This window comes from Serratia sp. KH_031, assembly GCF_057839655.1.
The window spans coordinates 296,981-310,975 of the sequence record NZ_CM174496.1 but is presented as its reverse complement, the minus strand read 5'-3'; the positions used below and the strand labels follow the sequence as shown (position 1 = coordinate 310,975).

At 48.3% G+C, this 13,995-nt stretch carries 11 protein-coding genes, 4 tRNA genes, 1 rRNA gene and 1 other RNA gene; 1 reads left to right on the top strand and 16 read right to left on the bottom strand.

The annotated features are described in order from the left end of the window. Positions 1 to 112: 112 nt before the first annotated feature. The 13 genes from rpoB to AC3ISQ_RS01340 all read right to left on the bottom strand — a co-directional run bounded on the left by rpoB (position 113) and on the right by AC3ISQ_RS01340 (position 10,179). Positions 113 to 4,141 carry a DNA-directed RNA polymerase subunit beta gene (gene rpoB / locus AC3ISQ_RS01400; protein ID WP_489350209.1) on the bottom strand — a complete coding sequence of 1,343 codons (4,029 nt, stop codon included), beginning with the start codon at positions 4,139 to 4,141 and terminating at the stop codon, positions 113 to 115. 331 nt (positions 4,142 to 4,472) lie between these two features. Then, complete coding sequence (gene rplL, locus AC3ISQ_RS01395; RefSeq protein WP_489350208.1) at positions 4,473 to 4,838, bottom strand: 50S ribosomal protein L7/L12; 366 nt, start codon at positions 4,836 to 4,838, stop codon at positions 4,473 to 4,475. 63 nt (positions 4,839 to 4,901) lie between these two features. Continuing rightward, positions 4,902 to 5,399 carry a 50S ribosomal protein L10 gene (gene rplJ, locus AC3ISQ_RS01390; protein WP_489350207.1) on the bottom strand — a complete coding sequence of 166 codons (498 nt, stop codon included), beginning with the start codon at positions 5,397 to 5,399 and terminating at the stop codon, positions 4,902 to 4,904. A gap of 344 nt (positions 5,400 to 5,743) precedes the next feature. Beyond that, entirely contained in the window at positions 5,744 to 6,448 is a 705-nt protein-coding gene (rplA, locus tag AC3ISQ_RS01385; RefSeq protein ID WP_489350206.1) for a 50S ribosomal protein L1, read from the bottom strand. 3 nt (positions 6,449 to 6,451) lie between these two features. Continuing rightward, a complete protein-coding gene (gene rplK, locus AC3ISQ_RS01380; RefSeq protein ID WP_337264874.1) occupies positions 6,452 to 6,880 on the bottom strand; it encodes a 50S ribosomal protein L11 in 429 nt (142 codons plus the stop codon). 157 nt (positions 6,881 to 7,037) lie between these two features. Continuing rightward, entirely contained in the window at positions 7,038 to 7,583 is a 546-nt protein-coding gene (gene nusG / locus AC3ISQ_RS01375) for a transcription termination/antitermination protein NusG (RefSeq protein WP_004953928.1), read from the bottom strand. 1 nt (position 7,584) lies between these two features. Next, positions 7,585 to 7,968 carry a preprotein translocase subunit SecE gene (gene secE, locus AC3ISQ_RS01370; RefSeq protein ID WP_489350205.1) on the bottom strand — a complete coding sequence of 128 codons (384 nt, stop codon included), beginning with the start codon at positions 7,966 to 7,968 and terminating at the stop codon, positions 7,585 to 7,587. A 257-nt stretch (positions 7,969 to 8,225) separates the two neighbouring features. Beyond that, on the bottom strand, positions 8,226 to 9,410 hold the full coding sequence (gene tuf, locus AC3ISQ_RS01365) for an elongation factor Tu (protein WP_489350204.1): 1,185 nt from the start codon (positions 9,408 to 9,410) through the stop codon (positions 8,226 to 8,228). 110 nt (positions 9,411 to 9,520) lie between these two features. After that, a tRNA-Thr gene (locus AC3ISQ_RS01360) sits at positions 9,521 to 9,596 on the bottom strand. Positions 9,597 to 9,602: 6 nt separating this feature from the next. Then, positions 9,603 to 9,677 (bottom strand) — tRNA-Gly (locus AC3ISQ_RS01355). Positions 9,678 to 9,812: 135 nt separating this feature from the next. Continuing rightward, positions 9,813 to 9,938: non-coding RNA, RtT sRNA (locus tag AC3ISQ_RS01350), on the bottom strand. Between the two features lie 44 nt (positions 9,939 to 9,982). After that, positions 9,983 to 10,067, bottom strand: a tRNA-Tyr gene (locus AC3ISQ_RS01345). 36 nt (positions 10,068 to 10,103) lie between these two features. After that, positions 10,104 to 10,179, bottom strand: a tRNA-Thr gene (locus AC3ISQ_RS01340). Positions 10,180 to 10,546: 367 nt separating this feature from the next. Here AC3ISQ_RS01340 and coaA point away from each other — a divergent pair. After that, positions 10,547 to 11,497 (top strand): type I pantothenate kinase, encoded by a 951-nt coding sequence (gene coaA / locus AC3ISQ_RS01335; protein ID WP_489350203.1) that lies wholly within the window; start codon positions 10,547 to 10,549, stop codon positions 11,495 to 11,497. A 33-nt stretch (positions 11,498 to 11,530) separates the two neighbouring features. Here coaA and birA read toward each other — a convergent pair whose 3' ends face one another. The 3 genes from birA to rrf form a co-directional block, all read right to left on the bottom strand. Continuing rightward, positions 11,531 to 12,493 (bottom strand): bifunctional biotin--[acetyl-CoA-carboxylase] ligase/biotin operon repressor BirA, encoded by a 963-nt coding sequence (gene birA / locus AC3ISQ_RS01330; RefSeq protein ID WP_489350202.1) that lies wholly within the window; start codon positions 12,491 to 12,493, stop codon positions 11,531 to 11,533. Further along, positions 12,490 to 13,527 (bottom strand): UDP-N-acetylmuramate dehydrogenase, encoded by a 1,038-nt coding sequence (gene murB / locus AC3ISQ_RS01325; RefSeq protein ID WP_489350201.1) that lies wholly within the window; start codon positions 13,525 to 13,527, stop codon positions 12,490 to 12,492. The genes birA and murB overlap by 4 nt, the downstream gene beginning before the upstream one ends. 306 nt (positions 13,528 to 13,833) lie before the next feature. Next, positions 13,834 to 13,949, bottom strand: a 5S ribosomal RNA gene (gene rrf, locus AC3ISQ_RS01320). Positions 13,950 to 13,995: the final 46 nt, after the last annotated feature.

Here is a 13,995-nt window from a genome sequence, read left to right as displayed (position 1 = left end):
GGCTCCTGTCGGAGTTAAACCTGTTGGGTATGTGTCAAAAACCCACATACCCGTGTGACCTGAACAACCACACTCTGGCTCCCTAGGCCGGGAGCCAGAGGCTGAAATACGATTACTCGTCTTCCAGCTCGATGTTGATACCCAGCGAGCGGATTTCTTTCAACAATACGTTGAAGGACTCCGGCATGCCTGGTTCCATACGGTGGTCGCCATCCACGATGTTTTTGTACATTTTGGTACGACCGTTAACGTCATCCGACTTAACGGTAAGCATTTCCTGCAAGGTGTAAGCTGCACCGTATGCTTCCAGTGCCCACACTTCCATCTCACCGAAGCGTTGACCACCGAACTGTGCCTTACCACCCAGAGGTTGCTGAGTCACCAAGCTGTACGAACCGGTTGAACGGGCGTGCATTTTATCGTCAACCAAGTGGTTCAGTTTCAGCATGTACATATAGCCAACAGTTACCTGGCGCTCGAATTGCTCACCGGTACGGCCATCGAACAGCGTGATCTGACCAGAAGTTGGGACACCGCCCATTTCCAGCAATTGCTTGATTTCAGTCTCTTTCGCACCATCGAACACTGGTGTTGCAATTGGCATACCTTTTTTCAGGTTCTCTGCCAAACGCAGCACTTCGTCATCGGTAAAGGTGCTCAGATCGACTTTCTGGCAAACATCGTCGCCCAGATCGTAAGCTTTCTGGATGAACTCACGCAGTTTAGCCACTTCCTGTTGCTGCTTGAGCATTTGGTTGATTTTCTCACCAATGCCTTTCGCCGCCATACCCAAGTGGGTTTCCAGGATCTGACCAATGTTCATACGTGATGGTACGCCCAGCGGGTTCAGTACGATGTCTACCGGCGTTCCGTTTTCATCGTAAGGCATATCTTCGATCGGGTTGATCTTGGAGATAACACCTTTGTTACCGTGGCGACCTGCCATCTTGTCACCCGGTTGGATCTGACGTTTAACGGCCAGATAAACCTTAACGATTTTCAGCACGCCTGGTGCCAAATCATCACCTTGGGTGATCTTACGACGCTTGGCATCCAGCTTCTTCTCGAAGTCAGATTTCAGTTCGTCATACTGCTCAGCCAACTGCTCCAGTTGGTTTTGCTTGTCTTCGTCGGTCAGGCCCAGCTCCAACCAGCGATCGCGAGGCAGTTTGTCGAGCTTGTCAGCTTCGATGCCACCGGCAACCAACACCGCACGGATACGGCTAAACAGACCAGCTTCCAAGATCTGCAGTTCTTCAGACAGGTCTTTCTTCGCCTGCTTCAGCTGCATCTCTTCGATTTCGAGCGCACGCTTGTCTTTTTCCACGCCATCGCGGGTGAAGACTTGTACGTCGATAACCGTACCAGAAACGCCGTTTGGTACGCGAAGAGAAGAATCTTTAACGTCAGAGGCTTTCTCACCGAAGATCGCACGCAGCAACTTCTCTTCTGGCGTCAGTTGGGTTTCACCTTTCGGCGTTACCTTACCAACCAGAATGTCACCACCGGTCACTTCTGCACCGATATACACGATACCGGATTCATCCAACTTGGAGAGCGCAGCTTCACCCACGTTAGGGATATCAGCCGTGATCTCTTCAGGCCCCAACTTGGTGTCACGAGACACACAGGCCAGTTCCTGAATGTGGATAGTGGTGAAGCGATCTTCCTGAACTACACGCTCGGAGACCAAGATGGAGTCTTCGAAGTTGTAACCGTTCCACGGCATGAACGCGACGCGCATGTTCTGACCCAGAGCCAGCTCACCCAGGTCGGTAGATGGACCATCTGCCAGCACGTCGCCGCGCTCGATTGGTTCACCCAAATTGACACACGGCATCTGGTTGATGCAGGTGTTCTGGTTAGAACGGGTGTACTTGGTCAGGTTATAAATGTCGATACCTGCTTCGCCCGGGTACATCTCGTCTTCGTTAACTTTGATAACGATACGGGAAGCATCCACGTACTGGATCACGCCACCACGCTTGGCTACGGCAGTAACACCGGAGTCAACCGCTACAGCACGTTCCATACCGGTACCTACCAGCGGCTTATCAGCACGCAGGGTTGGGACCGCTTGACGTTGCATGTTCGCACCCATCAAGGCACGGTTGGCGTCATCGTGTTCCAAGAATGGAATCAATGAAGCACCAACGGAAACGACCTGTTGGGTTGATACGTCCATATAATCAACTTGATCGCGGCTGAACAGGCTTGATTCGCCTTTGCTACGACAAGTGACCAAGTCTTCCTCGAAGCGGCCATCGTCATCCAAGTTGGAGTTCGCCTGAGCGATAACGAAGTTGCCTTCTTCAATGGCAGACAGGTAGTTGATTTCATCGGTAACCACGCCGTCACGCACGCGGCGGTACGGGGTTTCCAGGAAGCCATACTCGTTAGTCTGTGCGTACACGGACAAGGAGTTGATCAGACCGATGTTTGGACCTTCTGGCGTTTCGATTGGACATACACGACCGTAGTGGGTTGGGTGTACGTCACGCACTTCAAAGCCAGCACGTTCACGGGTCAGACCGCCTGGGCCCAATGCAGAGATACGACGCTTGTGCGTGATCTCAGACAACGGGTTGTTCTGGTCCATAAACTGGGACAGTTGGCTTGAGCCGAAGAACTCTTTCACCGCCGCCGAAATTGGCTTGGCGTTGATCATGTCCTGAGGCATCAGGGTGTCCAGATCGCCCAAAGACAGACGCTCTTTCACTGCACGCTCAACACGTACCAGACCGACACGGAACTGGTTCTCCGCCATTTCGCCAACGGAACGGATACGACGGTTGCCCAAGTGGTCGATATCGTCCACTTCGCCTTTACCGTTACGGATATCAATGAGCTTCCTCATCACTTCGATGATGTCGTCTTTGCTCAGGATGCCCGAACCTTCGATCTCGTCACGCAGCAGAGAACGGTTGAACTTCATACGACCTACCGCAGACAAATCGTAGCGGTCTTCGGAGAAGAACAGGTTCTCGAACAGAGTTTCAGCAGCTTCGCGTGTTGGCGGCTCACCAGGACGCATCATGCGGTAGATTTCTACCAGTGCGCTCAGACGATCACTAGTCGGGTCGACACGTACGGTCTCAGAAATGTACGCACCGTGGTCCAGATCGTTGGTGAACAGCGTTTCAATACGCTTGTGGCCAGATTGGCTCAATTTAGCCAGCAGATCCAGTGACAGCTCCATGTTGGCTGCACAGATCAACTCGCCAGTATTGGTATCGATGTAATCCTTCGCGGCCACTTTGCCCGCAATGTACTCAACCGGTACTTCAATACTCTTAATGTCGTCTTTTTCGAGCTGACGGATATGACGAGCAGTGATACGGCGTGCTTTCTCAACGTAGATCTTACCGTTGGCTTCGATATCGAAGGACGCAGTTTCACCACGCAGACGCTCTGGAACCAGTTCCATCTGCAGCTTGTTATCACGGATCTCGAAAGCAATTTTCTCAAAGAACAGATCAAGAATCTGCTCAGTGGTGTAGTTCAGCGCACGCAGAATGATGGTCGCAGGCAATTTACGGCGACGGTCAATACGCACGAACAGGTTGTCTTTCGGGTCAAACTCGAAATCCAACCAAGAACCACGATAAGGAATGATACGTGCGTTATACAGCACTTTACCCGATGAGTGGGTTTTCCCTTTATCGCTGTCGAAGAACACACCTGGGCTACGGTGGAGCTGGGATACGATAACCCTCTCAGTACCGTTAATCACAAAGGTGCCGTTTTCGGTCATGAGCGGAATTTCGCCCATATAGACTTCTTGTTCCTTGATGTCTTTGACCGTACCTTCTGGAGCTTCACGCTCGTAGATAACCAGGCGCAGTTTAACTCGCAGCGGTGCAGAGAACGTCACGCCACGGATCTGGCACTCTTTGACGTCAAACACCGGCTCACCAAGACGGTAGCTAACGTATTGCAGCTCCGAATTACCGCTGTAACTCTGGATTGGGAAAACAGAACGGAATGCGGCTTCGAGGCCGTACTGCCCTTCTGGATCTTGCTCGATAAACTTCTGGAACGAGTCAAGCTGGATAGAAAGGAGATAAGGTATGTCCAAAACTTGTGGACGCTTACCAAAATCCTTACGAATACGTTTTTTCTCGGTATAGGAGTAAACCATAGGGTTCCTCAGCTCGCTGAAAAGTAGAACCTCTCTGTCCGTGCGAAAGGGACAGTTCATGCAACACCATTTTGTCGACCGGAAAGTGGGAATACTTTCCGCAATACCTATTAACTATCACTCTTAAATCATTTCGTTGCGTCTCCCTCCAGAACTCCTAGAGCGTACAGCCGCAGTATATTAAGTCGTCAAACAGAAACAGATATTGGGAGGCAATCCAGTAGCCAAACAGTGTGAAACGCTACTGACGCCCTACAGCGCAAAAAGGCTGGTGACTAAAAAGTCACCAGCCATCAGCCTAATTTCTCAGGCTGCAACCGGAAGGGTTGGCTTATTTAACTTCAACTTCAGCGCCAGCTTCTTCCAGAGCTTTCTTCAGAGCTTCTGCGTCGTCTTTGCTCACGCCTTCTTTCAGAGCGGCTGGAGCAGATTCAACCAGGTCTTTAGCTTCTTTCAGACCCAGACCGGTAGCGCCACGTACTGCTTTGATAACAGCAACTTTGTTAGCGCCAACAGCTTTCAGTACAACGTCGAACTCAGTTTTTTCTTCAGCAGCTTCAACAGCAGCAGCAGGACCTGCAGCTACAGCAGCAGCAGAAACACCGAACTTCTCTTCCATAGCGGCGATCAGTTCAACGATTTCCATTACAGACAGAGCTGCAACGCCTTCGATAATTTGGTCTTTAGTGATAGACATAACAATTGTTCCTAAAAATCAGAAATAGTTTAAATACGTTAGCAAAGGCTAAGAAAGAGCAGCTTAAGCAGCTTCTTTCTGATCGCGCACAGCAGCCAGAGTACGAACCAATTTGCCAGCAGCGGCTTCTTTCATGGTTGCCATCAGGCGTGCGATTGCTTCTTCGTAAGTAGGCAGCGTTGCCAAGCGGTCGATTTGTGCCGCAGGGATCAGCTCACCTTCAAAGGCCGCAGCTTTAACCTCAAATTTTGCATTCGCTTTCGCGAACTCTTTGAACAGACGAGCAGCAGCGCCCGGGTGTTCGTTAGAGAAAGCAATCAAGGTTGGACCGACAAACGTGTCTTTCAGGCATTCGAATGGAGTGCCTTCAACTACGCGACGCATCAAGGTGTTGCGAACAACACGCATGTAAACGCCAGCTTCACGACCTGCTTTACGCAGTTCAGTCATTTTATCTACAGTAACGCCACGGGAATCCGCAACAACCGCAGACAGCGCGCCTTTGGCTACTTCGTTGACTTCAGCAACAATCGCTTGTTTGTCTTGAAGATTTAATGCCATTAGCTTTTTGCTCCTGGATAAGCCGGGGAGTATTCCCCGGAACTCACTTCACTCAACACTTTGTGTAAACACGCAGTGAGAGCGCTGAAACACGGTGAGCAGAATCCAGCAAAGACAATTCTTTTTATAAAAAGAAAAAAATTCTTTAGGCTCTGTCACCGTCTACGCAGGAAGATTAAGTACCTTGCGATACACCTGCGGTCTTGGACGGAGGCCTGGATAGGCCAGGCTCCAACCGAAAAATCTGTTGTTTTACTCTTAGCCGTAACTAAATAGCAAAACCTTGGGGTACAAGATTCTAGGCGAAACTTTACCCCAAGTCAAAGCGATTAATCACCGAGTGATTAGTTCGCTACAGCAGTCAAGCCGCTTTGATCGATAGCAACGCCAGCACCCATGGTGGTGGAGAGGCTAACTTTCTTGATGAAAACACCTTTAGCTTGAGATGGTTTTGCTTTTTTCAGCGCAACCAACAGAGCTTCCAGGTTTTCTTTCAGCTTATCTGTGTCGAAATCAACCTTACCGATGGTGGTATGAATGATGCCGTTTTTATCGTTACGGTAACGAACCTGACCTGCTTTAGCGTTTTTCACTGCTTCAGCAACGTTCGGAGTAACGGTACCCACTTTCGGGTTTGGCATCAGGCCACGTGGACCCAGAACCTGGCCCAGTTGACCAACAACGCGCATTGCATCTGGAGATGCGATAACAACGTCGAAGTTCATTTCGCCTTTCTTGATCTGGTCAGCCAGATCTTCCATACCTACCAGCTCTGCGCCTGCTGCTTTAGCAGCTTCAGCGTTAGGGCCTTGGGCAAATACGGCAACGCGAACAGAACGACCGGTGCCGTGTGGCAGAACGGTAGCACCACGTACGTTTTGGTCTGATTTACGAGCGTCGATGCCGAGGTTAACAGCAACGTCAACGCTTTCTACGAATTTAGCGGTGGCCAGCTCTTTCAGCAGAGCAACAGCTTCAGTGATGTCATACTGTTTAGTAGCATCAACTTTGTCACGGATCACGCGCATGCGCTTGGTCAGCTTAGCCATCTCTTAATCCTCCACTACCAGGCCCATGGAACGAGCAGTACCTTCGATGGAGCGAATCATCGCTTCAACGTCAGAACCAGTCATGTCCGCAGCTTTGGTTTCTGCGATTTCACGTACCTGAGCACGAGTCACTTTACCTACTTTGTCTTTGTTCGGCTTGCCAGAACCAGACTTAACACCAGCCGCTTTTTTCAGCAAAACTGCTGCTGGCGGGGTTTTGGTAACGAAAGTGAAGGAGCGATCAGAATAAACAGTAATAACAACAGGGATCGGCAGACCTTTTTCAACGCTGTCAGTCTTAGCATTGAACGCCTTACAGAATTCCATGATGTTCACACCTTGCTGACCCAGAGCTGGACCAACTGGTGGACTTGGGTTAGCCATACCGGCTGCAACTTGCAGCTTAACGTAGGCTTGTACTTTCTTGGCCATTTAAATTTCCTCGTATGGGTAGTATCGCCTCGTAAGAGGCTCCCCGTGTTTCACCTCGCTCAATGAGCAAGGCATCTAAAAACAAAAGGCGCGAAATTGTAGTTCAATTCCGCGCCTCTGACAAGCAACAAATCCGCTTGCACTGCTGATTAATTGATCAGCCTTTTTCAACCTGAGCGAAGTCCAGTTCCACTGGCGTTGCACGGCCGAAGATAGAAACAGACACTTTCAGACGACTCTTTTCGTAATCCACTTCTTCAACGACACCGTTGAAGTCAGCAAACGGACCATCGTTGACTCGCACCAATTCACCCGGTTCGAACAATGTCTTCGGACGTGGCTTATCACCAACCTGCTGCAGACGGTTCATGATCGCATCAACTTCTTTATCGCTGATCGGTGCTGGACGATCAGAGGTGCCGCCAATGAAACCCATCACGCGTGGAACACTGCGCACCAAGTGCCAACTGGCATCGTTCATCACCATTTGCACCAGAACGTAACCGGGGAAGAATTTGCGCTCACTCTTACGACGTTGACCGCCACGGATCTCAACCACTTCTTCGGTTGGTACCATAACTTCGCCAAACAGCTCTTCCATATCATGCAGTTTGATATGTTCACGCAGCGATTGTGCTACGCGACCTTCAAAACCGGAAAACGCCTGAACGACGTACCAACGTTTTTTTGGAGCTTCAGACATTTTAGAACCTCAAGCCAGTAATAAACGATACCAGACGAACCAGAATACCATCTAGTCCCCACAAAATCAGTGACATCACAGCAGTAACTGCTGCAACGATCAACGTAGTGTGTAGCGTTTCCTGACGAGTTGGCCAAATTACTTTACGTACTTCGGTACGCGCTTCGCGCGCAAACGCAACGGTGGCTTTGCCTTTGGTAGTCATCAGAGCCACTGCACCAGCAATAGCGATGACAACAACAACAGCCAACGCGCGCAATGGCAAGCTGAAATCACGGTAGTAATAGTTACCGACAATAGCCACAACCAACAGAACGGCAACGATCAGCCACTTAGCCGCTTCAAGGCCGCGCCCGCTCCCTTGAGCCTCGGTATTCGCACTCATAAACCAACCTGTCACTTATGATTCAGAACAAACAACTTTGCCTCGCGAAGCGAGGCAAACCAAACCGATCAGATGCCAATTAAACAACATCTCGGTGTTTACGCTATGACGTATTTCAGTCAATACGGTTTAAGAGCCCATCTCACCAATGATTATGACTGTAAAATCGCTGATGAGATAGGTTCTAATTCACAGCGTAGAAAAAGGGCATCAAATGATGCCCTTTTACCGCATGTCGCGTCAAATATTATCAGCGATTAAGCGATAACTTTAGCAACAACACCCGCGCCTACGGTACGGCCGCCTTCACGGATTGCGAAACGCAGACCGTCATCCATCGCGATTGGGTGGATCAGGGTAACTTTCATGTTCACGTTGTCACCAGGCATAACCATCTCTACGCCTTCTGGCAGTTCAATGGTACCGGTCACATCGGTGGTACGGAAGTAGAACTGTGGACGGTAACCTTTGAAGAATGGAGTATGACGACCACCTTCATCTTTGCTCAAGATATACACTTCTGAGTCGAACTGAGTGTGCGGCTTGATTGAACCAGGCTTAGCCAGAACTTGACCACGCTCAATATCTTCACGCTTGATACCACGCAGCAGAACACCAACGTTCTCACCCGCACGGCCTTCGTCCAGCAGTTTGCGGAACATTTCAACGCCAGTACAGGTAGACTTAACGGTGTCTTTGATACCAACGATTTCAACTTCTTCGCCAACTTTAACGATACCGCGCTCAACACGACCGGTAACAACGGTACCACGACCGGAGATGGAGAAGACGTCTTCGATTGGCAGCAGGAATGGCTTATCAATCGCACGCTCTGGTTCTGGGATGTAAGAATCCAAGAAGCCAGCCAGCTCGATGATTTTAGCTTCCCACTCAGCTTCGCCTTCCAGTGCTTTCAGCGCTGAACCACGAACCACTGGCAGATCATCACCAGGGAAGTCATAAGCAGACAGAAGTTCACGAACTTCCATTTCTACCAATTCCAGCAGCTCTTCATCATCAACCATGTCACATTTGTTCATGAATACGATGATGAAAGGAACGCCAACCTGACGACCCAGTAGGATGTGCTCACGAGTCTGAGGCATTGGGCCGTCAGTCGCAGCAACTACCAGGATCGCGCCGTCCATCTGAGCAGCACCGGTGATCATGTTTTTCACGTAGTCGGCGTGCCCTGGGCAGTCAACGTGCGCGTAGTGACGAGTCGGGGTGTCATACTCAACGTGAGAAGTGTTGATGGTGATACCACGAGCTTTTTCTTCTGGCGCGTTATCGATCTGATCGAAAGCACGCGCAGAACCACCGTAGGTTTTAGCCAGAACGGTAGTGATAGCTGCAGTCAGGGTAGTTTTACCGTGGTCAACGTGGCCGATAGTACCGACGTTAACGTGCGGTTTTGTACGTTCAAACTTTTCTTTAGACATCGATTGTCCCTCTAAGACACGGATAAATCGGTGGTATCACCACATCAACCAAGCATTTGCTTGTTGAATCCAGAACAGAAAGGAAATCAGGGGGCGAGAAATTTAAGAAGTGGTGCTGATAGGCAGATTCGAACTGCCGACCTCACCCTTACCAAGGGTGCGCTCTACCAACTGAGCTATATCAGCACATCTTGGAGCGGGCAGTGGGAATCGAACCCACATCATCAGCTTGGAAGGCTGAGGTAATAGCCATTATACGATGCCCGCATCCTGGAACTCGGCTACCAGATTTTTTCTGTAGAATTTTGGGGATTAAGAAAAGTAAAAACCATCCTTAGTCACCCAGTCTGTTAGACGCCTTTGCGCTGTCTAACAGTTTAACCTTGTTACCAAGGTTGAATTTGGTGGTGGGGGAAGGATTATTCGTCGCTCCGCTCCTCACCCTCCGGGCCGTGCTGGCGCACGTTGTTTCGCTACGCTCAACTCGAACCTTGTCGAAGGTTTTCACCTTCCCCACAGGGTATTCATATTAACTTTACTCTGTGGTCTGACTTCGTTGCCAAAGTCAAATTTGGTGGTGGGGGAAGGATTCGAACCTTCGAAGTCGATGACGGCAGATTTACAGTCTGCTCCCTTTGGCCGCTCGGGAACCCCACCAAATTTTTAACTACGCTTTACTTACTCTTACTTGATTGGTGCCGGCTACCGGAATCGAACTGGTGACCTACTGATTACAAGTCAGTTGCTCTACCAACTGAGCTAAGCCGGCATCAAGTGCAGCGCATTCTAGGTAGAGCTGACGGGCGATGCAACAAAAAAATTGCGATACCTGCACTTTTGCTCATAAATACGTCAAATTAGCCAGTTATTACGCAATTCACCGCTCGAAATGAGCAAATATTCATCAATGGCGAACCAACTGCAGACGTTATGATGTTTTTAATGTCGCTTTGCAAGCCATCGCGTAATCATCTGCACATTGGCTCTCACAATCAGTACAAATTCATGCTAATCGACAACATTTTTGAAAAAAGTCTACGCCATAAACGCAGCAATCTATAATATGCAGCTTGTTTCTAGCTGGAGTTGGTATCCAGCGCCGCCCCCAACCGGCGTTTACAGGCAGAATTGGGCTTATGATAAAAAGAGATCAATCTTTAGCGACACCTTACATGCAATTTGACCGCACCCAATGGGCCGCGTTACGAGATTCGGTGCCGTTAACTTTGTCAGAAGAAGAAATCGTCAAGCTGAAAGGGATTAACGAAGACCTTTCATTAGACGAAGTCGCACAGATTTATTTGCCGCTTTCGCGCTTACTGAATTTTTATATTAGTTCAAATCTGCGCCGCCAGGCTGTTCTTGAACAATTCCTAGGAACCGATGGCCAGAAGATCCCTTATGTTATTGGTATCGCGGGCAGCGTTGCAGTTGGGAAAAGTACGACAGCACGTTTGTTACAGGCATTGCTCAGTAGTTGGCCCGAGCATCGCACCGTTGAGCTAATTACCACCGATGGTTTCCTACACCCGAACAAAGTATTAAATGAACGTGGGTTGATGAAAAAAAAAGGCTTCCCGCAATCTTATGATATGCATAGCCTAGTGAAATTTGTTTCTGAGGTGAAATCTGGAGCCAAACATGTCGCTGCTCCCATTTATTCTCACTTGATTTATGATGTTGTCCCTGATGGGAATAAAGTCATTGGGCAGCCAGATATTTTAATTCTAGAAGGGTTAAATGTCTTACAAAGTGGAATGGATTATCCTCACGACCCTCATCATGTTTTTGTTTCAGATTTTGTTGATTTCTCTATCTATGTCGATGCAGCAGAAGATTTGCTGCAAACCTGGTATATCAATCGGTTCCTAAAATTCCGTCAGGGCGCTTTCGCGAATCCGGATTCTTATTTCCATAACTATGCAAAGCTGCCAGAACCTGAGGCAATTAACATTGCAACTCAATTATGGAATGAAATCAATGGATTGAATCTAAAACAAAATATTTTGCCGACACGCGAACGCGCTAGTCTGATAATGACAAAGAGTGCTAACCACGCAGTTGAAAGTGTACGCTTGCGTAAATAACCTCTATTTCAGGGGCATCATGCCCCTGACTCATTATTCAGCACTACGTAAGGATATTTCTCCGCCAATAAAAGGCTTTATCACTCCATCTTGCTCAAGTAATAAAGCACCTTGCTGGTCGATGCCCCGGGCAATACCTAATATCTGCTGCTCGCCAATTAATAGTTTAACCGGCCTATCAATAAAATTATCTAATTGGCGCCAGCGTGAAATAAATGGAGATAGCCCTTCACTCTCAAACTGAGGTAATGATTGACGCAACTCATTTAATAATGTCGAAGCTAATTCATTACGGTTAATATTAATGCCAGCCTCTTGCAGATTAATCCATCCTTGATTAATTGCACCAGCGTTCGTATCACGCATGGCCAGATTAATACCGGCGCCAATAACAAGTTGTGCCGCATCACCCGTTTTCCCCGTCAGTTCGACCAATATGCCTGCCAGCTTACGATCGTTCAGATAGAGATCGTTTGGCCACTTCACCCGCACATCTTTAGCACCTAGGCGTTGCAATACTTCTGCCATCACCATGCCTATCACGAGACTAAGACCAATAGCCGCAGCCGGTCCCTGTTCAAGTCGCCAGAACATGGAGAGATAAAGATTCGCACCAAAAGGTGAGATCCATTGCCTGCCACGTCGTCCACGCCCTGCTTGCTGGTATTCAGCTACACAAGCATCACCAGACTCCAGTTCCGGGATACGCTCCAATAAATATTGGTTGGTAGAATCAATGACTGACAATACCGTTACACGCTTATCATCCAACAATGTCAGAATTTTTTCTGCATCCAGCAGTTGGATCGGACTCGGCAGACAGTAACCTTTTCCCGGAACGGTAAACACATCCAACCCCCACTCACGGATTGTCTGGATGTGTTTGTTAATCGCCGCACGACTCATACCTAGCGATTCACCAAGGTGTTCACCTGAGTGGAACTCACCATCAGACAATAGTGAGATTAGCTTAAGCGGAACCTTGGTGTCTTTCATGACAACACCTTTACGGCGTCTAACTCACCTCTGGCGCCAATAAAACGCACCTCAGGTTCCAACCAAACGTCAAACTTATCAGCTACGGTATTACGCACGTGCCGTGCTAGCGCTACAACATCTTGGCTACTGGCATTATCAATATTCACTAATACCAGCGCTTGTTTGCTATGTACCGCAGCACCGCCAATCCGGTACCCTTTCAATGCACACTGCTCGATTAACCAACCAGCGGCCAGTTTTTCCCGCCGATCTATCTGTCGGTAATGCGGCATATCAGGATACTTACTCAGCAACTCTGCAGCTTTTTCCGCGCTAACTAATGGGTTTTTGAAGAAGCTTCCAGCATTACCCACTTCACGCGGATCTGGCAATTTGCTCCGGCGCATATTACATACAGAATCAAATACTTGCTGCGGTGTTACCGTTTGTGGATCTAGTTTGGTCAAGTCACCGTAGTTTAACGATGGCGTCCAGAGCTTGTTCAATACGAGTCCTACACCAACGATCATATAGTCAGTCTGATATTGATGTTTGAATATGCTATCACGGTAACCGAATTTGCAACGCTCCCGTGACATACGGTCGATCTCCCCTGTCCTAAAACTCAAGAGATCAACATAGCCACAAACATCTTTAAACTCAATGCCGTAAGCACCAATGTTCTGAATCGGCGCGGAACCCACTAAACCAGGAATAAGTGCCATATTCTCCAGACCTGGGATACCATGTTCAAGAGTACGCTTGATTAGCTCATGCCAGTTTTCCCCAGCTCTGATATGTAAACGCCAAGTGTTTTTATCTTCTTTTATCTCGACACCTTTTAGTTTGTTAACCATAACGGTGCCTACAAAATCTTCCAAAAATAGGACGTTGCTCCCTTCACCCAATATCAGTAAAGGTTCTTCCCGTTTTTTTGTTTTTTGCCAAACTTTCATCATTGGTTCAATTTTCTCACCAATGACGAGGTGCGCAGCCTTGACCGGTAGCGCAAAAGTATTGTGTGCTTTTAAAGAGGCGTTCTCAGTAGACATAACGTTAGATACTCTTACGAAATTAACTTTTATCTAGTCTACTAGATTCAACGTAGATGGCTATTATTTGTTTTCATAAGGATAACAAGCATGAATTGAGCAATAATATTTATATATTATCTAAGATGAAAATAGAGTTTTCTTATTATTATGCACATTACATAATAAGAATATATGTAATTAGACCTCGAAAATATTGCGGGAGCCGCGGTGGGTTACAGCTTATATCACACAGCTCAGTAAGTTTTTATTTCCCCCAAAGCAAAAAGCCCCATGCTTTCGCATGAGGCTTTCAACCAATTTGATGCCTGGCAGTGTCCTACTCTCGCATGGGGAGACCCCACACTACCATCGGCGCTACGGCGTTTCACTTCTGAGTTCGGCATGGGGTCAGGTGGGACCACCGCGCTATCGCCGCCAGGCAAATTCTGTTTCAATCAATCCGCTTCACTTTCGTAAAGCCAATCA